General features: G+C 68.1%; 23 protein-coding genes. 12 read left to right on the forward strand and 11 right to left on the reverse strand.

Translation table 11 applies throughout. From position 1 onward, the window contains the following. Positions 1-54 precede the first annotated feature (54 nt). The 5 genes from gyrB to dnaA form a co-directional block, all read right to left on the reverse strand. Positions 55-2,097, reverse strand: coding sequence for a DNA topoisomerase (ATP-hydrolyzing) subunit B (gene gyrB, locus BBA86_RS13440; protein ID WP_065572326.1), 2,043 nt, complete (start codon positions 2,095-2,097; stop codon positions 55-57). Between the two features lie 124 nt (positions 2,098-2,221). Continuing rightward, positions 2,222-2,716 carry a DUF721 domain-containing protein gene (locus BBA86_RS13445; protein ID WP_065572014.1) on the reverse strand — a complete coding sequence of 165 codons (495 nt, stop codon included), beginning with the start codon at positions 2,714-2,716 and terminating at the stop codon, positions 2,222-2,224. Continuing rightward, entirely contained in the window at positions 2,703-3,869 is a 1,167-nt protein-coding gene (recF, locus tag BBA86_RS13450; RefSeq protein WP_065572015.1) for a DNA replication/repair protein RecF, read from the reverse strand. Before recF ends, BBA86_RS13445 begins: the two co-directional genes overlap by 14 nt. Positions 3,870-3,923: 54 nt before the next feature. Continuing rightward, complete coding sequence (gene dnaN, locus BBA86_RS13455; protein WP_065572016.1) at positions 3,924-5,066, reverse strand: DNA polymerase III subunit beta; 1,143 nt, start codon at positions 5,064-5,066, stop codon at positions 3,924-3,926. A 429-nt stretch (positions 5,067-5,495) separates the two neighbouring features. Beyond that, positions 5,496-6,920, reverse strand: coding sequence for a chromosomal replication initiator protein DnaA (gene dnaA, locus BBA86_RS13460; RefSeq protein ID WP_065572017.1), 1,425 nt, complete (start codon positions 6,918-6,920; stop codon positions 5,496-5,498). Positions 6,921-7,226: 306 nt separating this feature from the next. Here dnaA and rpmH point away from each other — a divergent pair, with 306 nt between their 5' ends. From rpmH to BBA86_RS13510, 10 genes are all read left to right on the forward strand, one after another. Continuing rightward, complete coding sequence (gene rpmH, locus BBA86_RS13465) at positions 7,227-7,364, forward strand: 50S ribosomal protein L34 (RefSeq protein ID WP_064002918.1); 138 nt, start codon at positions 7,227-7,229, stop codon at positions 7,362-7,364. Between the two features lie 9 nt (positions 7,365-7,373). Further along, the gene (gene rnpA, locus BBA86_RS13470; RefSeq protein ID WP_083199601.1) at positions 7,374-7,712 is read left to right on the forward strand and encodes a ribonuclease P protein component; all 339 of its coding nucleotides are present in this window, start codon (positions 7,374-7,376) and stop codon (positions 7,710-7,712) included. Positions 7,713-7,750: 38 nt separating this feature from the next. After that, positions 7,751-8,065 (forward strand): membrane protein insertion efficiency factor YidD, encoded by a 315-nt coding sequence (yidD, locus tag BBA86_RS13475; RefSeq protein ID WP_065572019.1) that lies wholly within the window; start codon positions 7,751-7,753, stop codon positions 8,063-8,065. Between the two features lie 6 nt (positions 8,066-8,071). Next, entirely contained in the window at positions 8,072-9,169 is a 1,098-nt protein-coding gene (gene yidC / locus BBA86_RS13480; RefSeq protein WP_065572020.1) for a membrane protein insertase YidC, read from the forward strand. Between the two features lie 20 nt (positions 9,170-9,189). Continuing rightward, positions 9,190-9,693 (forward strand): protein jag, encoded by a 504-nt coding sequence (locus BBA86_RS13485; RefSeq protein ID WP_065572021.1) that lies wholly within the window; start codon positions 9,190-9,192, stop codon positions 9,691-9,693. Continuing rightward, complete coding sequence (rsmG, locus tag BBA86_RS13490) at positions 9,659-10,330, forward strand: 16S rRNA (guanine(527)-N(7))-methyltransferase RsmG (RefSeq protein WP_065572022.1); 672 nt, start codon at positions 9,659-9,661, stop codon at positions 10,328-10,330. The genes BBA86_RS13485 and rsmG overlap by 35 nt, the downstream gene beginning before the upstream one ends. A 171-nt stretch (positions 10,331-10,501) precedes the next feature. Beyond that, entirely contained in the window at positions 10,502-11,431 is a 930-nt protein-coding gene (locus BBA86_RS13495; RefSeq protein WP_065572023.1) for a ParA family protein, read from the forward strand. Beyond that, positions 11,431-12,411 (forward strand): ParB/RepB/Spo0J family partition protein, encoded by a 981-nt coding sequence (locus BBA86_RS13500; protein WP_065572024.1) that lies wholly within the window; start codon positions 11,431-11,433, stop codon positions 12,409-12,411. The genes BBA86_RS13495 and BBA86_RS13500 overlap by 1 nt, the downstream gene beginning before the upstream one ends. 50 nt (positions 12,412-12,461) lie before the next feature. After that, positions 12,462-12,797 carry a tryptophan synthase subunit alpha gene (locus tag BBA86_RS13505; RefSeq protein WP_065572025.1) on the forward strand — a complete coding sequence of 112 codons (336 nt, stop codon included), beginning with the start codon at positions 12,462-12,464 and terminating at the stop codon, positions 12,795-12,797. A gap of 50 nt (positions 12,798-12,847) precedes the next feature. After that, positions 12,848-13,918 carry a hypothetical protein gene (locus tag BBA86_RS13510; RefSeq protein ID WP_065572026.1) on the forward strand — a complete coding sequence of 357 codons (1,071 nt, stop codon included), beginning with the start codon at positions 12,848-12,850 and terminating at the stop codon, positions 13,916-13,918. A gap of 9 nt (positions 13,919-13,927) precedes the next feature. On the opposite strand, the gene trxA is transcribed toward BBA86_RS13510, so the two are convergent. The 4 genes from trxA to BBA86_RS13530 form a co-directional block, all read right to left on the reverse strand. Next, on the reverse strand, positions 13,928-14,251 hold the full coding sequence (gene trxA / locus BBA86_RS13515; RefSeq protein ID WP_018187790.1) for a thioredoxin: 324 nt from the start codon (positions 14,249-14,251) through the stop codon (positions 13,928-13,930). Positions 14,252-14,325: 74 nt separating this feature from the next. After that, positions 14,326-15,318 carry a thioredoxin-disulfide reductase gene (gene trxB / locus BBA86_RS13520; RefSeq protein WP_189318473.1) on the reverse strand — a complete coding sequence of 331 codons (993 nt, stop codon included), beginning with the start codon at positions 15,316-15,318 and terminating at the stop codon, positions 14,326-14,328. Positions 15,319-15,418: 100 nt separating this feature from the next. Beyond that, entirely contained in the window at positions 15,419-17,035 is a 1,617-nt protein-coding gene (gene murJ / locus BBA86_RS13525; protein WP_065572028.1) for a murein biosynthesis integral membrane protein MurJ, read from the reverse strand. Then, positions 17,035-19,149 (reverse strand): DUF6049 family protein, encoded by a 2,115-nt coding sequence (locus BBA86_RS13530; protein WP_223247105.1) that lies wholly within the window; start codon positions 19,147-19,149, stop codon positions 17,035-17,037. Before BBA86_RS13530 ends, murJ begins: the two co-directional genes overlap by 1 nt. 69 nt (positions 19,150-19,218) lie before the next feature. Between BBA86_RS13530 and BBA86_RS13535 the strand changes: the two genes are divergently transcribed. Together BBA86_RS13535 and BBA86_RS13540 are read left to right on the forward strand one after the other, a co-directional pair. Further along, the gene (locus BBA86_RS13535; protein WP_065572029.1) at positions 19,219-20,742 is read left to right on the forward strand and encodes a methyltransferase; all 1,524 of its coding nucleotides are present in this window, start codon (positions 19,219-19,221) and stop codon (positions 20,740-20,742) included. A 171-nt stretch (positions 20,743-20,913) separates the two neighbouring features. Next, positions 20,914-22,341 (forward strand): CCA tRNA nucleotidyltransferase, encoded by a 1,428-nt coding sequence (locus BBA86_RS13540; RefSeq protein ID WP_065572030.1) that lies wholly within the window; start codon positions 20,914-20,916, stop codon positions 22,339-22,341. A 1-nt stretch (position 22,342) separates the two neighbouring features. Here the strand turns inward: BBA86_RS13540 and BBA86_RS13545 are convergent, their stop codons facing one another. Both BBA86_RS13545 and BBA86_RS13550 read right to left on the reverse strand, forming a co-directional pair. Further along, positions 22,343-22,543, reverse strand: a complete 201-nt coding sequence (locus BBA86_RS13545) for a helix-turn-helix transcriptional regulator (protein ID WP_065572031.1) — start codon at positions 22,541-22,543, stop codon at positions 22,343-22,345. 4 nt (positions 22,544-22,547) lie between these two features. Continuing rightward, positions 22,548-23,015 (reverse strand): hypothetical protein, encoded by a 468-nt coding sequence (locus tag BBA86_RS13550; RefSeq protein WP_065572032.1) that lies wholly within the window; start codon positions 23,013-23,015, stop codon positions 22,548-22,550. Positions 23,016-23,101 lie beyond the last annotated feature (86 nt).

The raw sequence follows: 23,101 nt of genomic DNA on the forward strand, positions 1-23,101 counted from the left end.
GTTCTCTCAGTCTTCGTTCGTCGTCGTCGGGGTGCCGGGGAGGGTGCAGTGGACTCAGATGTCCAGGAACCGCACGTCCTTCGCGTTGCGCTGGATGAACCCGCGCCGGGCTTCGACGTCCTCGCCCATCAGCACGGAGAAGATCTCGTCGGCGGCAGCAGCGTCGTCGATGGTCACCTGACGCAGTGTGCGCGTTTCGGGGTCCATCGTCGTCTCCCACAGCTCCTTGGCGTTCATCTCGCCGAGACCCTTGTAGCGCTGCACGCCGTTGTCCTTCGGGATGCGGCGGCCCGCCGCAGCGCCCTCTCGCAGCAGCGCGTCGCGCTCGGCATCGCTGTACACGTACTCGTGCGGCGCGTTCGACCACTTGAGTCGGTACAGCGGCGGCTGCGCGAGGTACACGAAGCCGGCCTCGACGAGTCCGCGCATGTAGCGGAACAGCAGGGTCAGCAGGAGGGTCGTGATGTGCTGGCCGTCCACGTCGGCATCGGCCATCAGGACGACCTTGTGGTAGCGGGCCTTCTCTATGTCGAAGTCCGGACCGATGCCCGCACCGAAGGCCTGGATCATCGCCTGGATCTCGGCGTTGCCGAGGGCACGGTCGAGCCGCGCCTTCTCGACATTGAGGATCTTGCCGCGCAGCGACAGGATCGCCTGACGCTCGGGGTCGCGGCCCGAGACGGCCGAACCACCGGCCGAGTCGCCCTCCACGAGGAAGATCTCGCTGATCGACGGGTCCTTGCTCGTGCAGTCCTTGAGCTTCTCGGGCATGGAGGCCGATTCGAAGACGCTCTTGCGCCGGGCCGTCTCACGCGCCTTGCGGGCAGCCATACGAGCGGTCGCGGCCTCGATCGCCTTCGTGATGATCAGCTTGGCCTGCTGCGGGTTACGGTCGAGCCAGTCCATGAGCTGGTCGCCGACGACCTTCTGCACGAAGGCCTTCGCCTCGGTGTTGCCGAGCTTGGTCTTCGTCTGCCCCTCGAACTGCGGCTCGGACAGCTTCACCGAGATGACAGCGGTCAGGCCCTCGCGGATGTCTTCGCCGGCGAGGTTCTCATCCTTGTCCTTGAGGAGGCCCTTCTCCTTCGCGTAGCGGTTGATGTACATCGTCATCGCCGCACGGAATCCCTCTTCGTGCGTACCGCCCTCGTGCGTGTTGATCGTGTTCGCGAAGGTGAAGACGTTCTCGGTGTAGCCCGAGGTCCACTGCATCGCGAGCTCGAGCGAGATGTGACGGACCGTGTCCTCGGACTCGATCTCGATGATCTCGTCGTTGATCACCTCGGCCTTGCGGACCTTGTTGAGGTATTCGACGTAGTCGACGAGGCCGCGCTCGTACAGGAAGTCGTCGTGACGCTGGGCCGTCTCGGACCCGCCCTCGGGCAGATCGACGACGTCGAGGGCCTCGGGACGCTCGTCGGTGAGGGTGATGCGGAGGCCCTTGTTGAGGAAGGCCGTCTGCTGGAAGCGCGTGCGCAGCGTGTTGTAGTCGAAGTCCGTCGCCTCGAAGATCGACCCGTCGGGCCAGAACGTGATCGTCGTTCCGGTCTTGTCGCTCTCCTCGCCCTTCGCGAGAGGCGCCTCGGGCTTGCCTCCGCCTGAGAAGGTCTGTCGCCAGATGTGACCCTGGCGCGCGATCTCGACCTCGAAGCGCGTCGAGAGTGCGTTGACGACCGACGAACCGACGCCGTGGAGACCGCCGGAGACGGCGTATCCGCCGCCACCGAACTTGCCGCCGGCGTGGAGAACGGTGAGGACGACCTCGACCGTCGACTTACTCGGATCCGAGGAGTGCGGGTCGACCGGGATGCCGCGACCGTTGTCGACCACCCGGAGGCCGCCGTCCTCGAGGATCGTCACGTGGATGGTGTCGCAGTACCCGGCGAGGGCTTCGTCGACGGAGTTGTCGACGATCTCGTAGACGAGGTGGTGCAGGCCGCGTTCACCGGTCGAACCGATGTACATGCCGGGACGCTTGCGGACCGCCTCGAGGCCCTCGAGCACCTGGATCTCGGAGGCACCGTACTCGGCCGGGATCCGGGCTTCGACGGGAGTTTCGGGGTCTTCGGGAACGGAGTCCGGGGTTTCTGACGTCATCGGTTTCGTGCGCTCCACATCCATCGTTCAGGCCTTCCCTCCAGTCTATCGGAAAGGGGGCCGGATGAGCGGCTGAACGGCGCTGTGAGCGCGCGAAAGCTTCTGGAAGGGTGCCGGACGTGCCTTACCCGTAGGTATCGCGAGGGCCGCGCCCTGGAACGGCTCTGGGGCCCCATTTCCACGAGGGGACGTCCGGGCCTACGAAACGCACGGACTCGACACCCGCCTCGGGGAAGCGCCGGACCAGTTCGGTCACGATCGTCGCCCGCATCAGATGCAGGTTCTTCGCCCATGCCGTCGAATCGCACTGAACCGTGAGGACGCCGTCGCTCAGCGCGACGGGGTCGGCGTGACGCGCGGTCTCCTCACCGGCGACCTCGGCCCACTTGAGAACGAGGTCCTCCTTGGCGAGCTGCACGTCCCACCCGGACTGACGCGTGAGGTCGGCGAGCAGGTCTCCGACGCCCTTCGGATCCCGGCCGGACGTGAACGGCTGGTTCTCGTCGTCGTCGTTCCGGCGCCGCTTCCGGCGCTTCTTCGCCGCGGAGGGTTCGAGCCCGCGCAGTCGCATATATGTCGCGACCGTCTCGGGGATGCCGGCGGGATCAGACATCGGCATCCGTCACGATCGTGCCCGCCTCGACGCGGACCGTCCGCACGCGGAGCGTCTCGGGGACGTCGCCTTCGACGGCGGCGGTGACGATCACCTGTTCGAAGTCGGCGACCACCCCTGCCAGACGGGCGCGTCGATCGGCGTCGAGCTCGGCGAAGACGTCATCGAGGATGACGATCGGGTCACCCAATCGCAGCTGATCGCGCAGGAGCTGCGCCGACGACAGCCGCAGCGACAGCGCGGTCGACCACGATTCGCCGTGCGACGCGTACCCCTTCACGGGAAGTCCGCGCAGCCGCAGGAGCAGGTCGTCGCGGTGCGGGCCGACCAGAGTGACGCCGCGGTCCAGTTCCTGCGCGCGTTTCGCCGCGAGACCGGCGCGGAAGGATGCCGCGATCGCGTCGGCTCCGACGGCCGACCCGCTCTGCGTGACTGCGGCGCCGTCGTCCTCCGGGTCGGCACCGTCGACGGTCAGCGTCCACTCCAGCTCCGGGTCGTGATCGGCACCGGCGATCGCCTCGTACGCATCCCGCATCGGCTGCGCGAGATCCTCCGCCAGCCGCAGGCGAGCGAGGATGATCTCCGTGCCGAGGGAGACGAGCTTGTCGTCCCACACGTCGAGCGTCGTGAGCTGTTCGGCCTTGAGGCTCCGAGCCCGCGCGGATTTGAGCAGCGCCGTTCGCTGCTTGAGCACGCGGTCGTAGTCGGCCAGCACCCCGGTCATGCGGGGAGAGCGCTGGACGAGCAGCTGATCGGCGAAACGGCGCCGCGACGACGGGTCCCCTCGGACGATCTGCAGGTCTTCCGGGGCGAACAGCACCACCTGCGCGTAGCGCGGGAGCTCCGAGGTCCGCACCGAAGAGCCGTTCACGCGCGCCTTGTTCGATCCGGACCGGTTCAGTTGCGCCTCGAGCTGGATCCGGCGGTCGCCGTAGCCGAGGCGAGCGCGGACGAACGCGGCATCCGCTCCGTACCGGACCATCGGCGCATCCTGTGAGACGCGGTGCGACCCGAGCGTCGCGAAGTAGCCGATCGCCTCGGCGAGGTTGGTCTTGCCCTGGCCGTTCCGGCCGACGAAGACGTTCGGCCCGGCGACGAGAGTCACATCGGCCGACGCGTAGTTGCGGAAGTCGACGAGACTCAGATGCTCCACGATCATCAGATCACCCTCCTTCGAGGCACCGACACGCCTCGAGGTGGACGGCCGACGGGATCAGCGCAGCAGCAGGTTCGGCTGCAGCAGGTACTTGAACGTTTCGGGCGTACCCGAGGTCTGCGGCGTGATGAGGACCGGGCTGAGCTTGTTCGCGTTCTCGCTCGACGTGAACGTCACGCGCGTAAACTCGCTCTTCACCGCACCGAGCGCTTCGAGCAGATACTGCGGGTTGAGGCCGAGGGTGACGTCCTCGCCGGCCAGGGTCGCATCGACCGATTCGGTCGCGCGAGCCTGCTCGGTGCCCGCGGCATCCATCGACACGCCCTCGGCGGTGAAGGTGAACCGCAGCGGCGCGGACCGGTCGAGCACGAGCGAGACGCGACGCACCGCTTCGGCGAGCTCGGCGGTGTTGACGACGGCGTAGTGCTCGGTCTGCGCGGGGAAAAGTCGCCGGACCGGGGGGAAGTTCCCCTTGATGAGCAAAGATGTGACGGTCTTGTTGCCCGCGGTGAACGCGATGATCTCTCGATCACCCGATCCCGAGAACGACACCTGGATGTCGCCGGCGTGAGCGAACGTCTTGCCGACCTCGGTCAGGGTGCGGGCGGGAACCAGCGCCGTCGTGGCCTCCTCGCGTGCGACGGCGCCGCTGTCGAAGTTGATCTCGCGGAGCGCGACCCGGTAGCGGTCGGTCGCGACGAGGCTGAGCTCGTTGCCGGTCACCTCGAGCTGGACGCCGGTGAGCACCGGCGTGACGTCGTCGCGGGACGCCGCGAAAGCGACCTGCGCGATGGCCGTGGAGAAGTCGTCGCCCGGGACGAGGCCCGAATCGCCCGAGACCTCGGGTATCGCCGGGTATTCCGCGACGGGCATGGCCGCGAGGGTGAATCGCGCCGACCCGCAGGTCAGGAGGATCTCGCCGTCGGCATCCTGCGTGATCTGGATCGGAGCGTTCGGCAGGCGGCTGGCGATCTCGGAGAGGAGCCGGCCGTGCACGAGGATCGTGCCCGGTTCGTCGACGGTCGCGTCGATCCGCGTACGAGCGGATGCCTCGTAGTCGAATGCGGCCAACGAGAGGCCGTCGTCGGTTGCTTCGATGAGCACACCGGCGAGGATCGGCTGCGGGTTCCGCTGCGGGAGCAGCTTCACCACGAACGACACGGCTTCGCTGAATACGTCGCGGTTGACGTGGAACTTCACGGATGCTCCCTTGACGGCGAGATGGGCCCTCTCATGCTAGTGCCCTACCGAAGCCCCTCCGGAAGCGGTGTGCGGGAAACGGGTCGGGGCCGACGTCACTCGTCGGTGTGATCGGATCGGGTTTCCATTAGATAGTTCTCTGTCTTCTTGTTAACAGGTGTGGAAACTGTGGATAAGTCGGTGGATCCCAGTCGCTGAGCCGGAACCACATCCGTGTAACTTGTGCACTGGCTGCGGAAAGACGCGGGAGAACGTGGACCTTCTCGAATCCGTGTTCAGGGCGTCATCCACAGGCCGACGCCGTTCGTTCACATCTGAGGGCCGTCGCCGCACAGTTATCCACAGGCTTTCCACACTGTGGGAAACCGCATTGTGGGGGCGGCTCGCGAGCGTGTCAAGTACGCCCGGACCGTCGGGCGTGTGCGCCCGTCAGCGACCCGAACGGCCCAGCTGCGACGTGATCTCCGACACCTGGTTGTAGATCGAACGACGCTCTTTCATGAGTTCGCTGATCTTCTTGTACGCATACATCACCGTCGTGTGGTCCCGGTTGCCGAAGAGCTGGCCGATCTTCGGCAGGGACAGGCTCGTCCGCTCTCGGCAGAGGTACATCGCGATCTGTCGCGCGGTCGCGACCGACTGCGACCGGCTCGATCCGTACAGGTCGTCGACGGTGAGACGGAAGTACTGCGCCGTCGCCGAGATGATGTCGGTCGGCGAGATGACATTCGCGTCGTCCTGATCGACGATGTCGCGCAGCACCGTCTGCGCCAACGAGATGTCGAGGTTCGACCGGTTGAGGCTCGCGAAGGCGGAGACGCGGATGAGTGCGCCCTCGAGCTCGCGGATGTTGCTGGAGACCTTCGTCGCGATGTACTCGAGGACCTCGTCCGGCACCTGGAGTCGCTCGGACTGTGCCTTCTTGCGGAGGATCGCGATGCGGGTCTCGAGGTCGGGGGCCTGCACATCGGTGATGAGGCCCCACTCGAACCGGCTCCGCATCCGATCCTCGAAGCCGGTGAGGTGCCGCGGCGGCACGTCGCTCGTGATCACGACCTGCTTGTCGTGGTCGTGGAGCTGATTGAAGGTGTGGAAGAAGGCTTCCTGGGTCTCGGCGCGACCCTGGAGGAACTGGATGTCGTCGATCAGGAGGATGTCGACGTCGCGGTAGCGCGCCTGGAATGCCGACGCGCGGTTGTTCACGATCGAGTTGATGAAGTCATTCGTGAACTCCTCGCTCGAGACGTACCGGACCTTGATCCCTGTGTAGAGGTTGATCGCGTAGTCGCCGATCGCGTGCAGGAGGTGGGTCTTCCCGAGGCCCGAGTCGCCGTAGATGAAGAGGGGGTTGTAGGCCTTGGCCGGAGCCTCGGCGACGGCGACCGCGGCGGCATGCGCGAACCGGTTGGACTGGCCGATGACGAAGTTGTCGAAGGTGTACTTCGGGTTCAGCCGGGTGTCGTTGCGGGATGCCGGTGCCGCCTGCTCGCTGTAGTCCTCGGCGTTCGGGCGGACCGGGGCCGTCGGCGTCGGTGCGAGGGCGGACTGCACGGGAACGGGCGCCGTGAGGTGGGCGTCACCGAGCTCGGGATTGACCACGACGCGGAACGTGCTCGCGGCCGGCTCGGCGTCGACCTGGGCGAGTGCTTCCATGATCGGTCCGCGCAGGCGCTTGTTGAACTGTCCGGCGGTCAGATCGTTGGGCACATCGAGATAAAGAGTCCCGCTCATCACGCCCTGGGCGACCGCGAGGTTCACGAATCCGTGCAGCTGCGGGGTGACGCGGTCGTCACGAGCGAGGACGTCGAGCACAGCGGTCCAGACGGGGACATCTGGAAGTTCGTGCTCGGACATGACCCTCCCGGGGGTGTGGACAATGGTGTGTACGGGACTGTGCACAACCTGTGGATAAGTGTCCGGATCACGCTAGTCATCTGGGCAGCGCAAGGCAAAACCCACTGTAGAACCGGCCCGCGTGTCGTCGCCAGCGGCCCTCGGCGAGCGGTGGATAATGGCCGGTCGGTGTGACGAGTTTGGGATCTCAGGAATCTCGACGTATCCTAGGTCGGTTGACTTGCGCCTTTTCGGCGTGGGTCCCCCATGTACCTGTGTCCCCGGTCTCGAGCGTTCGGGTGACCCCGCCTTTCCGGAGTGATCTTCATGAGCAAGCGCACGTTCCAGCCCAACAACCGCCGCCGCGCCAAGAAGCACGGCTTCCGTGCCCGCATGCGCACCCGCGCCGGCCGCGCCATCCTTTCGGCTCGTCGCTCCAAGGGGCGCACCGAGCTCTCGGCCTGACGCCACGCGGTGCTGGCACGCGGGAATCGCATCACCCGCGGGGCGGACTACCGTTCCGTCGTCCGCGGAGGTTCTCGCTGTGCGGCAGCGCACACCGTGACCCATGTGGTCAGCACGTCTGAGCAGCGCCCCCCACGCTTCGGCTTCATTGTGAGCAAGCGCGTGGGGGGCGCTGTCGTGCGCAACACCGTGCGGCGCCGGCTCAAGGCGATCTGCGCTGAGGCCCTGCCGGACGTCCGTCCGGGTGCCGATGTGGTGATCCGCGTGCTGCCCTCTGCGGCATCCGCTGAGTACTCGGCGCTCCGCACCGAGGTCGTCCGGTGTCTCGAGCGGAAGGCCGCCGCGTGAGTTCGGCGCCTCTCCCCTCGTACACACGAGGAGAAGCGGTGTGGGATGCCGCGGCACTGCCGGCATCCCTCCTTCTCGTTCCGCGCAACGCGGTGATCGGTCTCCTCCTCGGATACCGCGCCACCATCTCCCAGACGTACGGCGATGTGTGCAAGTACTATCCCTCGTGTTCGGCCTACGCACTCGGTGCGGTGCAGCAGCACGGCGTCATCAAAGGGTCGGCACTCGCGGCCACCCGTCTCGCGCGATGCCACCCCTGGGCAGCGGGCGGCATCGACGATGTTCCCGCCCACACGCACTTCCGGCACGACTTGACTTCGCACGGCTTCGTCGTGCCCCGCAGAAAGGACTGATCCTTGGTGGATCTCTTCGCCGCCGCGGCGACCCTCCCGCCGCTTCCGAACCCGACGACCCCGAAACCGGGCGGCACGGACTTCTTCAGCGTCATCCTGTGGCCGTTCAAGTTCGTCGTCGAGGCGATCCTCGTCTTCTGGCACTGGATCTTCACGTCCATCGGGATGCAGCCGGATGCCGGCCTGACCTGGGTTTTGTCGATCGTCGGCCTCGTCATCGTGGTGCGCGCCGCGCTGATTCCGCTGTTCGTGCGGCAGATCAAGAGCCAGCGCAAGATGATGGAACTCGCGCCCGAGATGCGCAAGATCCAGGAGCGCTACCGCGGAAAACGGGACCAGCTCTCGCGGGAGGCCATGAGTCGCGAGACCATGGCGATGTACAAGAAGCACGGCACGACGCCGCTGTCGAGTTGTCTGCCGCTCCTGGTGCAGATGCCGATCCTGCTCGGCATGTTCTACACGCTGAGCGAGGTCAAGCGGCACGCCGAGTGGGGTGTGGGTGGAACCGGTCTGCTCAACGCCACACTGACGCGCGAGTTCTACAACGCTGAGCTCTTCGGCGTCGCGCCCCTGCACGTCAACATGATCGATGCGATCAATACGGATCAGACAGCGACGGTCGTGATCCTCGTGATCCTCGTGATCCTGATGATCCTGTCGCAGTTCTTCACCCAGTTGCAGATCATCTCGAAGAACCTGTCCCCCGAGGCGAAGACGGGCCAGGCGTACCAGATGCAGCGCATCATGCTGTACGTCCTCCCCCTCGCCTTCATCTTCTCGGGTGTGTTCTTCCCCCTCGGCGTGGTCATGTACTGGTTCACGTCGAACATCTGGACCATGGTCCAGCAGTTCATCGTCATTCGGAACCTGCCGACCCCCGGGTCGGAGGCGGCGAAGGCGCGTGAGGAGCGTCTCGCGAAGAAGGGCAAGGCGCTCGACGCCACCGGCAAGGTCATCCCGATGGCCAAGTACGAGGCCGAGCAGCAGCGTCTGCTCGAAGAGGCGGAGCGCGCCAAGGCGGCCGCTCCCAAGCGTCAGCAGCCGGTGAGCAAGAACCGCGCCAAGAAGCAGGCTCAGAAGGGCAAGCAGGACAGCTCGTCCTGACGAGGACTGAAGGATTCACGATGACCACCACTGACAACACCGCCGGCGCCCGCCCCGCGCCCACCGTCGACGAGCTCGAGCAGGAAGGCGACATCGCGGCGGACTTCGTCGAGGGGATCCTCGACATCGCCGACATCGATGGCGACCTGACGCTCGACGTCCGTGCCGGTCGTGCCTACGTCTCGGTCGAGAACGAGCAGGCCGACGCACTCTCGCTGCTCGCCGACCCGGACACGGTCCAGGCGCTCCAGGAACTGACCCGGATCGCCGTCCAGACGAAGACCGGTCGCTTCTCGCGGCTCATCCTGGATGTGGGAGGGTCCCGCGACGCGCGTCGCGGCCAGCTGCAGAAATTGGTCGAGCGAGCTCTCGAGCGTCTCGACGACGGTGCCTCGCAGGCATCTCTTCCGCCGATGTCCAGCTACGAGCGGAAGCTCGTCCACGACATCGCTGCGGAGCACGGGCTCGTGTCCGAGTCGTACGGTGAGGGTGCAGACCGCCACACGGTTCTTCGCCGTGGCTGATGTTTCACGTGAAACACCCGAGACGGAGCCGGGATCTGCGGCGTCCGTCTTCGGTGATCGAGTGGACCTTGCACGACGGTTCACCGCCGCGCTGATCGCGCAGGGTGAGGAGCGGGGGCTCATCGGGCCTCTCGAACTCCCCCGGATCTGGACCCGCCACATCCTGAACAGCGCGGTCGCGGCACCTCTGTTCACGGGTGGGTCCCGCGTCGGTGACATCGGTTCGGGTGCGGGATTGCCGGGTCTGGTCCTCGCGATCGCCCGACCCGATGTGAACTGGGTCCTCATCGAGCCCATGGAGCGTCGTGTTGCTTGGCTGACCGAGCAGGCGCAGGATCTTCAGCTCGAGAACGTCGAGATCGTCCGCGGTCGCGGTGAGGAGTGGTCGGAAGGATCGGTTCTGGATGCCGTGACGGCGCGCGCGGTCAGTGCGCTCCGGACCCTGATTCCGATCACCGCGCCCTTGGTCCGTGACGGTGGTGAGCTCATTCTTCTCAAGGGCGCGAACGCTGCGAACGAGATCGCCGCTGCCGAGAAGACCATCCACAGATTCCGCCTCTCGAACGTCCGGGTGGAGCCGATCGGTGAGGGCATGGTCGAGGAGCCCACCCGCGTGATCCGCGCCACGGTTCGCTGATCAACCGTTTCACGTGAAACATCGGATCAGCGAGGCGGACCGCAGACCTGTTTCACGTGAAACATCCACACTGGATACGGCGCTTCGTTTCACGTGAAACATCACGACCGTCCGTCGTCGGGGGAGGCCTCGACTACAGTGGGATGGTCCTCGACACGACAGGAGTAACAGGTGCCGGATTCGGAGAACACGACCTCTCCCGCACCCTTCTCTTTCGACGACAGTCCGATCGCCCGAGAGTTGGCTGATCTGACGTCGCGACGGAAGGCCCTGGCCGCCGTCGAGGTCGAATTCGATGGGACCACCCGCGTTCTGACCGTGTCGAACCAGAAGGGCGGGGTCGGCAAGACCACGACGACGGTGAACCTCGCGGCGGGACTCGCGTCGGTCGGAGCTCGGGTCCTGGTCCTCGACTTGGATCCGCAAGGGAACGCGTCGACGGCTCTCGGCATCCCGCACAGCGCGGACGTGCCGAGTATCTACGACGTACTCATCGACGAAGAGCCGCTCGCCGACGTCATCCAGGTCAGCCCGGAGTCCCCCAACCTGCTCTGCGCGCCCTCGACCATCCACCTGGCCGGCGCTGAGATCGAATTGGTGTCGCAGGTCGCCCGTGAGCACCGCCTGCGAACCGCTCTCGAAACCTATCTGAGCGAGAATCACGTCGATTTCGTCTTCATCGACTGCCCGCCGTCCCTCGGACTGCTCACGATCAACGCTTTCACGGCGGCAACCGAAGTCCTGATCCCCATTCAGTGCGAGTACTACGCGCTCGAGGGCCTCAGTCAGTTGCTCGGCAGTGTCTCGATGATCCAGAAGCACCTCAACACCTCCCTCCATCTGTCGACGATCCTGTTGACGATGTACGACGGCAGGACGCGTCTCGCCCAGCAGGTGGCCGATGAGGTGCGCGAACACTTCCCGGAACGGGTCCTCAAGACCGTCATCCCGCGGTCGGTCCGTGTCTCCGAGGCACCGAGCTTCGGACAGACCGTCATCGCTTACGACGGACAGTCCGCCGGCGCCGTCGCCTACCGCGAGGCGGCGGTGGAGATCGCGCGACGCGGCAACGAGCAGAAATCAGAAGAAGGAGCCCGCTGATGGCGAAGCGAACTGGACTCGGCCGAGGCATCGGTGCCCTCATTCCGACGCAGGATTCCTCGGAAGCCCGTCCTGTCGACGTGTTCTTCCCGGGCGCATCGCTGTCGGACGCGAAGACCGACGCATCCGAGCCGCAGTCGTCTGCACCGGAGGAGACGGACCCGGACTTGGTCGCCGTGCCTGGGACTCGACTGATCGAGGTCGACCCGAATGCGATCGTCCCCAATCCTCGTCAGCCGAGGACGAATTTCGACGCCGACGATCTCGCGGAACTCGTTCACAGTGTCCGTGAGTTCGGCGTCCTGCAGCCGGTCGTCGTCCGGCGCAATGAGGACGGCGAGTACGAGCTCATCATGGGTGAGCGGCGTACGCGTGCTGCGAGGGAGGCGGGCCTCACGGCGATACCCGCCGTCCTGCGCGAGACAGAAGACGAGAACCTCCTGCGCGACGCGCTGCTGGAGAACCTCCACCGTTCCCAGCTGAATCCGCTCGAGGAAGCCTCCGCGTATCAACAGCTCCTCGAGGATTTCGGCATCACGCAGGAGGAGCTCGCCACCCGCATCGGTCGCTCTCGTCCGCAGATCAGCAACACGATTCGCCTCCTGCGTCTGCCCGTCCCGGTGCAGCAGCGCGTCGCCGCCGGGGTGCTGAGCGCGGGTCATGCGCGCGCCATCCTTTCGGTCGACGACGTCGACACGATGCAGCGACTCGCGGACAAGATCGTGAACGAGGACTTGTCGGTGCGTGCGGCGGAAGCCGCGGCGAAGTCCATCGGCAACAGGGTGCGGCCGCTTCCCAAGGCGGGAACGCGCCGTGCCCACCTGGATGACGTTGCCGAGCGCCTCGGGGACCGGCTCAACACGAAGGTCAAGATCGCTCTCACGGCTCGTAAAGGCCAGATCAGCATTGATTTCGCCACGATCCAGGATCTCAATCGGATCCTCGGTGAACTCGGTGAAACGGAGTTCGGGGCTTCCTGATCCCGACCCGGCTCGGCCCTGCGCTCGAGGTCGGCGCGTAGGCTGGAGAGGTGAGTGACCGTCCCAACCTCCCTCGTCGGGCCAGCCTCGAAGTGCTGCGCGCGGAGGCCTCGGACGAACTCTCGGTGCTGGTCGAGGAGCGCATTCGCGACGGTGAGGACCCCTGGGCCTTCATGGAGGAACTGCCGACGGTCGACGAGCTCGTCGTCCTGACACTTCGTGCCGAGAACATCGCTGCCGACGGAGGTCAGCGTCCGACCGAAGCTCGCAACTACCGCGTCCTGCGTCAGATCGCGCTGGACTACCCCGCCCTCAGTGCCGCCGTCTGGCGCTTGCTCGGCAGCGAGCCGCACCGAACCTGGAACGTCTCCGTCCGCGCGTCGTGAATGTTCCACGTGAAACATCCACGCTCACCTGAGAGAGCTACGGTCGGCTCGTGTCCCGATCCGTCCGCTTCGGCGATCTCGACATCCGCGGCGAGCAGGATCTGACCCGCGACCGGGTCGCGGCATCCCTTCGAGACCGAGGAATCCCCGCTGTGGTCGGCGTCGACGGGGAGCGGATCCTCGTCCGGGTGGCGGTGGATGCCTCGCGTCGCGTCGTCGTGGTGGGTACCGACGGTGGCCTCACCGCCGTCGAGCCCTCGCCGATCATCGCCGGACTGGCGGAGGAATGGTGCGCCGACGTGACGTTGGAGCAGGGGCCGGCTGTACTCGCGACATCGGCTTGCGGAGGGCGCCGGGGCAGAACGTCCGCTCGCGGAGCGGTGGAGGATGTCCCGGTCGCGGTGCTGGTCGTGGGCGGGATCGTCCCGATCGACCCGAAACGGAGACGAGGCCTCGCGGCGCAGCTCGAGTGCTCCCTCAGTGTGCTGCCGGCAGGGGATATGCACCTCGTGCAGACCCACGGGGAGGCTCAGATGGACTGGCCGTCCGCGCAGCGCCCCGTCGTGAGGCTGACGAAGACAGCCGTGGCGCTCACGGTCGAGGTCTACAGCAGAGCCGCTCTCGACGACGAGCCCGCGGAAGCACGCTGGGCGATGCGCGGCATCCCGGATCTCACGCTGTCGTGGCGAACGCGCTGGGAGCCCGTGCTGACAGGGGTCGGCGAGATCGCCGAGGTGCAGCGCATGATGGGACGCGCGGATGTCACGTCGAGCACATTCCGCGGCGAGAGGGACCCGCAGCCGGCACTCGCAGAACTGGGCGCGGATGCCGCCGCCCTCGACACGCTGCGGGAGCACCCGAATGACGACACGCTCCTCGGCGCCGTCGTGTCGACCCTGGCGCTCCCTACGCAGACGACGACGCTCCTGCGGGGGAGAGCGGTGATCGACGACCTTCCGGGCGCGCAGCACATCGAGCGCACGAGCATGGGACGCGCGGTGTGGGATCAGACCCACTCGACGGGGGCCTCGTTCTGGACGCGTGTTATCCGGCGACTGCGCGGCAGTCGACCCGCAGACGACGAAGGACCCGGCGACCGGGGTCGCGCGGGTCCTTCGTGAAGCGGTATCTCAGCCGATGTAGTCGGCGAGGTCCTGCTGGAGGGCGAACTTCGGCTTCGCACCGATGATCGTCTTCTCGACCTCACCCTTGTTGAAGACCTTCATCGCCGGGATCGACGTGATCTGGTACTGCATGGCGAGCTGCGGGTTCTCGTCGACGTTGAGCTTCAGAACCGTGATCTTCTCGGGGTTCTCGGTCTGGATCTCGTCGAGGATGGGCCCGACCATGCGACAGGGTCCGCACCACTCGGCCCAGAAGTCCACCAGAACGGGGCCTTCGGCGTCGATGACGTCCTGCTGCCAGGTGCTCTCGCTCGTTGCCTTGGCGGTCATATGTCTGTCTCCTTAGGGGTCGACACGATCGTGTCAGTGGGGAAAACGCAGCGAATGCCGCGATTGTTCCGCGTTCAGGCCGCGTCGGCCTCGGCGTCGGGGCGGTCGTCGATGATCGAGGCGTCCGCGGCCGGGGCACCGGCGTCGCCGCGGGCGGCGAGGTAGTGCTCGAGGTCGAGGGCCGCGACCGTGCCGCTGCCGGCGGCGGTGACCGCCTGGCGGTAGGTCGGGTCGATGACGTCGCCCGCAGCGAAGACACCGGGAACAGACGTCTTCGAGGTGCGACCGTCGACCCAGACCGTGCCGTGCTCGGTGATGTCGAGGACGTTGTGCACGAGGTGGGTGCGCGGGTCGTAGCCGATGGCGACGAACACACCGTCGAGAGCGAGGTCGCGCTCGGAGCCGTCGACGGTGTCGCGGAGACGCACGCCGGTCACGGCATCCTCACCCAGCACGTCGATGACCTCGCTGTTCCAGACGAACTCGATCTTCTCGTTCGCGTGGGCGCGGTCCTGCATGATCTTGGAGGCGCGGAGCTCGCCGCGACGGTGGATGACGTAGACCTTCGAGGCGAACTTGGTGAGGAAGGTCGCCTCTTCCATCGCCGAGTCGCCGCCGCCCACGACAGCGATGACCTTCTCGCGGAAGAAGAAGCCGTCGCAGGTCGCGCAGTAGGAGACGCCACGACCCGACAGACGGGTTTCGCCCTCGATGCCGATCTTGCGGGGAGCCGAGCCGGTGGCGAAGACGATCGCCTCGGCCTGGTGGGTCTCGCCGCGTCCCAGGGTCACGCTCTTGATGTCGCCCGAGACGTCGAGCGAGACGACGTCGTCGTAGACGACCTCGGCGCCGAACTTCTCGGCCTGCTCCTGCATCTTGGCCATGAGATCCGGACCCATGACACCCTCGGGGAACCCGGGGAAGTTCTCGACCTCGGTGGTGTTCATCAGCTCACCGCCGGCCTCGACCGAACTCGCGACCACGAGGGGCGACAGGTTCGCGCGGGCTGCGTAGATGGCCGCGGTGTACCCCGCGGGGCCCGAGCCGATGATGATGACCTTGCGCACGATGAATCCCTTCTCCATCGGGGCGAAATCGCTCGCCCCGACACGTCCAACCAATGGTAGCCGCGTGGCATTCCGCGTCGCCTGGGGACGCGCGTTCGGGTCAGCGGCCGGGCAGGAAGCGGCGAAGGGCGCGGCCCGCCGTCGCGAGTTCGGGAGTGCGGAAGGCGGCCAAGACGGCGGCGTACACGGCCAGGGTCACGCCGCCGATGAGGGCGGCGCCGAGGAAGCCCGTAAGGCCGTTCGTGGTGGTCCACCCCGAGACACCGCCGGACCAGAGGAAGGCACCGACGCCAGCGGCGAGGGCGGGAACAGCCGCGAGCATGAATCGTGCGACGGCGCGGGCCGCGCCGCCCAGGCCGAGCGGCCCGATCTTGCGGCGGAGGAGCGTCACGGCGAGCGAGAACTGCACGATGTTCGCCACGGACTGCCCGAGCGCGATCGCGACCGCCAACCAAGCGAGCGGGAGCAGCCCGGCGCCCACGAGCGCGCTGGCGGTGAGCGCGGAGGCGACGACGAGAACCGCCTGGACGAGGGTGTACACGAACGGTGTGCGCGTGTCCTTCAGGGCGTAGAACGTGCGCTGGAGCCCGAACTGGAACGACAGCGGCAGCAGTGCGACGAGGTAGGCGCCCAGGACGGCGGCGAAGGTGACTGCCTTGTCGGGGGAATCGGCGAAGATCCGCGACAACGGGACGATCGCCGCGACCATGGCGGCGAGGACGCCGACCATGAAGATCCCCACCGTGCGCGTCAGCGAGGCGAGGTCCCGGGTCACCTCGTCGGTGCGGCCTTCCGCGACGTGCTCGCTGAGGCGCGTGTAGTAGGGCGTACCCAGGGACAGGACGATGACCGAGAAGGGCAGCATGAACAGGAGCCACGCGAACTGCAGGCTCGCATTCGCGGCGCCGGTGCCGGAGGCTGCGCCGACGATGTTGACCTGGAAGACGCCCGCCACCTGGCCGACGACGACCATCAGGAAGGTCCAGCCTGCGAGGCGGCCGATGTCGCCGAGCCCGAGTCCGCGCCAGTGGAAGTCGGGCCGCACGCGCAGACCCGCTCGGCGCCAGAAGAAGAGCAGGATGACGGCCTGGAGGACGATCCCAGCCGTCGCGGTTCCCCCGAGCACCGCCACCATGCCGGGCGTCCAGCCGGTGACCTCGGTGTGGGGGCCGAACATCCAGATGAACGCACTGAACCCGAGGATGGACACGACGTTGTTGACGATGGGCGACCAGGCGTACGGACCGAACACGCGGTTAGCGTTGAGGATCTCGCCGACGAGGGCGTACAGGCCGTAGAACAGCACCTGCGGGATGCACCAATAGGCCAGCGCGAGGGTCAATGCCTGCTGCTCGGGTGAGAACCTGCCGCCGTAAAGGAAGATCAGCACAGGGGCGCCGACCACCGCGATGGCGGTGACGACGGTCATGACGACCATCCCCAGCGTCAGGAGCTTCGAGACGAACGCATCCCCCCGGTCGTCGTGGGTGCGGACGGCCTTGACGATCTGGGGCACGATCACGCCGGCGAGCAGGCCCGACGAGATCAGGTTGAAGACGGTGTTCGGGAGCGCATTGGCGACCGCGAACGCGTCCGCGGCGCCGCCGGCGACGACGGGAAGCGCCGCAGCGAGCGCGATGTTGCGGATCAGCCCGGTGATTCGCGACGCCATGGTCCCGGCGGCCACGGTGGCGCTCGCGCGGCCGAGGCTGGCCATCAGGCGTCCACCGGCATCCGTCGACGTCGTCGGATCGTGCGGACGACGCCGAACACCAGAAGGGCGCTCACGAGACCTCCGAGGATGATGATCGAGACGGACTCCCACTCGGCGCGCACGGAGACGTCCACGGTCTCGCTCGGGCCGATGTCGACACCCGCCGGAGTGCGCAACTGCAGATCGACGGATGACTCGCCACTGCCGACGAGCGCCGATACGGGGATCGCCACCCGGCTGGTCTGCTGAGCGCCGACCTCCACCTCGGTCGACGACTCGATCACGAGACGGGCGTCACCGGGCGAGGCGAGCAGATCCAGACGCGCCGGCCAGGGGAGGTCGTTGCGGACCGTGAAGACGAGAGGGGCGGACGAGCCCGCGAGCGTGATCGGACCGCCCAGGACCAGGGCGACCCCGTCGGTCCAGCTGGCGATGCGTTCGCGCTGGGCTTGGACCGCGGCATCCCAACCCTCACGGTCGTCGAGCCAGGCGTTGCCGAGCAGCTGCAGTTCCGTGGCGCGCTCAGAGGACGCGAGGAGCGCGGGATCCTCCAGGACACCGGAGATGCGCCGCAGGCCGGGCTGAGCGGCGAGGAACTCGTCGATCATCGCCACCCGGTCCTCGTCGGGTGCGACGGAGGTGAGCCGGACGGGGGCAGGCTTCTCGGCGAGCAGACCGTTCAGATCGGTCCCGGTCCAGCCGGGGAGCGCCGTCGCCGCGACGATCGCATCGCGGAGGGCGGCTTCGGTCCGGCCGCCGGCGCGGTCCACCGTGACCAGGAGGGGACCTGCGGGGGCACTCAGCGCGGCACGGGCCGTGTACTCGGCGAGGGCGCTGTCGCGGGCGGTCTCGCCGGCAGACGTCGACGCCTGCGCGAGCAGCGCGGACAGATCCTGGTTGTAGACGAGAAGGTCGGCGCCGTCGGCCGTGGCGTGGGCCGCGGCATCCGATCGCACGACCGAGCTCGGAAGGAGCGTCACGGGTGCGTCCTCGGTGCCGGTGAGTGCGCCGAGGGTCGACGCTGTCTCGGCGCCGGCCGTGCCGGTCGCCGGCCAGAAGACGGCATCACGATCGGCTCCGACGTCGAACAGCTCGTCGAGCGTGGGAAGCGGAGCTGCGCTGGGGGTCGGCGACGGTGCGGGACTCGCGTCGCCGGCGGCAGCGCCGGCAGCAGCGAAGTTGGCGGCATCGAGGTACGCCGCGTAAGAGGTGAGCCGAGCCGGGGCCTCCGCACCCGCGCCGACCTGGGCCGCGAGGTCGGCGTCGCCGTACTGCAGGGCGAAGCGGTCATTCGGCAGGGACATGAGCTCGTCGAGCCACGCCACGGCGTCGGCAGGGGCGGCGGAGCCGAGCGCGCGGATCGATGCGGTTATCGCCGGGTCGATCGCGAGGATCGCATCGGTGCCCGCCACCGCATCGAGCAGGTTGCGGAGGTCCCCGCCGTCCTCGGTGAGCTCCTTGAGTGCGTCGGCACTGAGCGACCCGCTCGACTGCGCGCCGGCCGTGACGGGGACGACGACGCCGACCTGCTTCGCCGCCTCGCCGGTGCGCGGGACGACGATGACGGTGCGGGCCCGGAGGTTCTCGGCGCCGGCGCGGTAGACGACGCGCGCCGGGTACACCCCGGGCTTCAGATCGTCGAAGATCTCGTCGTCGGTGTTCACGGAGACCGATCCGGATGCCGACTGATCGGCCGCGACCCCGGGTACAGCGGTCTCGCCGACGGCCTCGAAGGGGACCGCGGCGGTGCCGCTGTCGAGCCACGAGCCGAGGGCGCCGCCGGTGGTCAGCGGCCGGGTGCCCAGCTCGAAGGTCGCCTCGCCCTCGGTGAGCGCTTCCGTGCCCGGATTGTCGGCGGTGACGGTCAGCGTGAGGGATCCGGATGCCGGGAGGATGCCGTCGTTCGACGGTGCCAGCACCGCGCTCGGGGACTGATCGTCGTCCGGGCCCTCCACGGCCGCGAAGGCCACCGGGGCGGGGGCGCTCAGAGCGATGGCGGCGGACGCAGCCGTCGCCGCGCGGAGCCAACGGGACCGGCGCGGCGGACGTCGGCCCGGAACAGGCGAGATGAAGGTCATTGAAGAGGTCGATTCCTGTGCGATCCATGACCGCACCATCGGGAGCGATTCTAGGGTCACCGCCCTGCAGAGCCCCTGATTGGGCACGAGGGCCGGTTGAATGGGAGGGTGAGCGACTCCCGGCATCCCGACCCGTCTTCGATCGTCGCGCTCCGCGCTGACCTCGCCGCGGCAGGCTACACGGCCGATGCGGTCCGGGCGGCGTGGGGACCGCTCGCGGACGACGCGATCGGCCGCGGGCTGCTCGCTCCCGCCCGCCGGGCTCTATCGGAGCGCACCGATGCGCTGGCCGTGCTGAGCAGGCTGCTCTTCCTGGGCGACCCGGCGTCCGTCGCCGATGTCGACGCCGCCCTGCCCACCGCCGGGGCGGCGGGCCTCGCGCGGCTGGATCTCGCGCGCGTCGATGGCGACATGGTCGCGCCGACGGCCCTGTTGCGGCCGCAGGACTATGCGGATGCCGGGGGTTCCGGTCAGTGGTGGATCGCGAGCGACCTCGACGAGGCGGCCCTCGGCGGCGCGCTCCCGACCGGACACGTGCTGGGGGTCGGCGGTGCATCCCTCACGCTCGCGGGACTGCAGCTCGACACCCCGGCGCAGCGCGTCCTGGATCTCGGGACGGGGTGCGGCATCCAGGCCCTCCGCGCCCGGCGGAGCGCGCCGCACGTCGTCGCCACGGACGTCTCTGAGCGGGCCCTGCGGTTCACTCTGCTCAACGCGGCCCTCAACGACGTCGACGGCGTCGAGGTGCGTCACGGGAGCCTGTTCGAACCGGTCGCGGGCGAGGAGTTCGACCGTGTCGTGTCGAACCCGCCGTTCGTCATCACCCCGCGCGTCGCCGGCGTGCCCGAGTACGAGTACCGCGATGCCGGTTTCGCGGGCGACGACCTCGTCGCGGCGTTCGTGTCGGGCGTGGGCGGCGTCCTCGCCCCCGGCGGCACGGCGCAATTGCTCGGCAACTGGGAGTACCGGGAGGACGCCGACGGTCTCGAGCGCGTGCGGGCGTGGATCGCGGCATCCGCTCACCCGCTCGACGCGTGGATCGTGGAACGCGAGCGTCTCGACCCGCTCGCCTACGCGGAGCTGTGGGTGCGCGACGGCGGCACGACCCCCGGCAGCCCCGACTACGCGCGCCTCATCGACGCATGGCTCGCCGACTTCGCGGAGCGCGGCGTGACCTCGGTCGGGTTCGGATACCTGCTGCTGCGGCGGACGCCGATCGGGATGCCGCCCCTCGCCCGCTACGAGCGGGTCACCCAGCCGGTGGGTGGTGCACTCGGGACCCACCAGGGCGAGGCGCTCGCCGCCTGGGATCGCCTCGGCCTGCTCGACGACGACGCGCTCGCCGAGACGACGGTGATCGTGAACCCCGACGTCACCGAGGCCCGGCACCACCGCCCGGGCGCGGAGGAGCCGTCGGTCATCGAACTCCGCCAGGGCGGCGGATTCGGCCGCGTGCTGAACGTGGACCCGGCACTCGCGGCGCTCGTGGGGGCATCCGACGGCGACCTGCCGCTGGGCGTCCTCATCGACGCGATCGCCGACCTGCTCGAGGTGGATGCCGCGGCTCTCCGCGCCGACCTCCTGCCGCGCGTGCGCGAGCTCGCGTTCACCGGGTTCCTGCGCCTGGCCTGACCGCGGCCGGGGCGCGGGGTGTTCGCCGATGCAAGGTATCGGCGCCGACACGCCGCTGACGGATGCCGCAGCTCGGAGTGTCGCGCGGAGACTATTGCATCCGCGCACAGCGGACGCACCTCGTCCGCGCACCCACCGGGGCCCCCGGTGCCGGTCGGTAGGCTCGTAGACATGCTGAACATGGCCGACGGTCTCGCGCGCCTGGGCGCGCTCGCGGAGGCTCCCGTCTCGGCCGCGCTCGCCCGTGCGTTCGCGGATGCCGGATACGAGCTCGCGATCGTCGGCGGACCCGTCCGCGACGCGCTGCTCGGCCGCAGGGTGAACGACCTCGACTACACGACGAACGCGCGCCCCGACGACATCCTGCGCATCGTGAAACCCCTCTCGACGGCGACGTGGGACATCGGTCGCGCGTTCGGCACGATCGGTGCGAAGGTCCGCGGCGAGCAGGTCGAGATCACGACGTACCGGGCCGACAGCTACGACGGCACGACCCGCAAGCCCACCGTCGAGTTCGGCGACACGCTCGAGCAAGACCTGGTCAGGCGTGATTTCACGGTCAACGCGATGGCGCTGCGGATCCCCGGTCCCTCCCTCGTCGACCCGACCGGCGGCGTCGAGGACCTCGTCGGCGAGTCGCTCCGCACTCCGACCGACCCCGACGTCAGCTTCGGCGACGACCCGCTCCGGATGCTGCGCGCGGCGCGCTTCGCGAGCCAGCTCGGCATGGACGTGCATCCGGCCACCCTCGAGGCCATGACCCGCCTGGCACCGAGCCTGTCGATCGTGAGCCCCGAGCGTGTGCAGGGCGAGCTGGCGAAGCTCCTCGCGACCGACGCGCCGGACCGCGGCATCCGTCTGCTCGTCGACACCGGCCTCATGGAACTGTTCCTGCCCGAGGTCCCCGCGCTGCGCCTCGAGGTCGACGAGCACCACCACCACAAGGACGTCTACGAGCACTCGCTCACCGTGCTCGCACAGGCGATCGACCTCGAGAAGCAGCGGCATCCGGGTCAGGTGCCTGACGTCACGCTGCGCCTCGCGGCGCTCCTGCACGACATCGGCAAGCCGGCGACGCGCAAGCTGGAGCCGGGCGGCGCCGTGAGCTTCCATCACCACGACGTCAAGGGCGCCCGCATGGCACGCAAGCGCCTGCAGGCCCTCAAGTTCGACGGCGCGACGACGGATGCCGTGTGTCAGCTCATCGAGCAGCACCTGCGCTTCTTCGGGTACGCCGAGGGCGCCTGGACCGATTCGGCCGTCCGACGCTACGTCCGCGACGCGGGTGAGCAGCTCGAACGGCTGCACATCCTCACGCGGGCAGACGTGACCACGCGGAACAAGCGCAAGGCGGGTCGCCTGCGCTCGGCCTACGACGACATCGAGACGCGGATCGCGCAGCTCGCCGAGCAGGAGCAGCTCGAGGCGATGCGCCCGGCGCTCGACGGCAACCGGATCCAGGAGGTCCTCGGCATCCGTCCTGGCCGAGAGGTCGGCGAGGCGTACCGGTTCCTGCTCGACATCCGTCTCGACGAGGGTGTCATCGGACCGGAGGTGGCGGAGCAGCGCCTGCGCGACTGGTGGGCCGCGCGAGCCTGACTCATTCGGCGTCGTCGGGCTCGAACACGTGCTCGATCGACGTCTCGAACAGACGCGCGATGCGGAACGCGAGCGGCAGACTCGGATCGAAGCGGCCGCGCTCGATCGAGATGATCGTCTGACGCGAGACCCCGAGTTCGTCGGCGAGGCGCTGCTGCGACCACCCGCGGTCCTGGCGCAGTGCGGGGAGCGTGTTCTGCACGAGGTCAGCCGCGGTGCCGCGCGACGAGGTAGCGGACGCTGAAGCCGCCCATCGCGACGAGAAGGACGCCGATGAGGGCGATGAGCACGTCGATCCGGATGCCGGTGATGGCGAGGAACGCCGTGCCGAGCCCGACGATGAGGAGGATGTCCGAGAAGGCACCCTGCGCGGCCTTGTCGTACCAGGCGCCTTCGACGGACTCCTCGGGCCGGTCGATCGCGCCGCGCAGCGTGTTGCGATCGACCAGGAACGCCCAGACCAGGCCGACGAGCGCGGGGAGGGTGACGACCGTGAAGCCGATGCCCACGACGAAGGGCGGAGTGGGGGCATCCCACATCGCGGCGGCGATGACGCCGACCACCACGGCCAGCACGAGGCCGGCCGGGATCGCGATCGCCATCGCGGGGGTACGGCTGCCGCCGCGAAGGCGGCCCCACCGGGTGCGGCCCTGTTCCTGCGTCGCGTGCTCCACGAAATCCCCCTTGCGTCAAGTGACCTTTACGTAAAGCAACCTTTACATACGCGGCCGGCGGCCGCAAGCGGAGCTCGGTGGCCTAT

The organism is Microbacterium oleivorans (genome assembly GCF_001691565.1).
Taxonomy (GTDB): domain Bacteria; phylum Actinomycetota; class Actinomycetes; order Actinomycetales; family Microbacteriaceae; genus Microbacterium; species Microbacterium oleivorans_B.

Excerpts from the sequence above, each read along its gene's own strand:
- BBA86_RS13540 (WP_065572030.1), top strand. The coding sequence starts at position 20,914 with ATGCTGAACATGGCCGACGGTCTCGCGCGCCTGGGCGCGCTCGCGGAG.
- murJ (WP_065572028.1), bottom strand. The coding sequence starts at position 17,035 with ATGGCCAGCCTCGGCCGCGCGAGCGCCACCGTGGCCGCCGGGACCATG.
- rpmH (WP_064002918.1), top strand. The coding sequence starts at position 7,227 with ATGAGCAAGCGCACGTTCCAGCCCAACAACCGCCGCCGCGCCAAGAAG.
- BBA86_RS13445 (WP_065572014.1), bottom strand. The coding sequence starts at position 2,716 with ATGCCGATGTCTGATCCCGCCGGCATCCCCGAGACGGTCGCGACATAT.
- gyrB (WP_065572326.1), bottom strand. The coding sequence starts at position 2,097 with ATGACGTCAGAAACCCCGGACTCCGTTCCCGAAGACCCCGAAACTCCC.
- BBA86_RS13500 (WP_065572024.1), top strand. The coding sequence starts at position 11,431 with ATGGCGAAGCGAACTGGACTCGGCCGAGGCATCGGTGCCCTCATTCCG.
- dnaA (WP_065572017.1), bottom strand. The coding sequence starts at position 6,920 with ATGTCCGAGCACGAACTTCCAGATGTCCCCGTCTGGACCGCTGTGCTC.
- BBA86_RS13530 (WP_223247105.1), bottom strand. The coding sequence starts at position 19,149 with ATGGTGCGGTCATGGATCGCACAGGAATCGACCTCTTCAATGACCTTC.
- trxA (WP_018187790.1), bottom strand. The coding sequence starts at position 14,251 with ATGACCGCCAAGGCAACGAGCGAGAGCACCTGGCAGCAGGACGTCATC.
- BBA86_RS13485 (WP_065572021.1), top strand. The coding sequence starts at position 9,190 with ATGACCACCACTGACAACACCGCCGGCGCCCGCCCCGCGCCCACCGTC.
- recF (WP_065572015.1), bottom strand. The coding sequence starts at position 3,869 with ATGATCGTGGAGCATCTGAGTCTCGTCGACTTCCGCAACTACGCGTCG.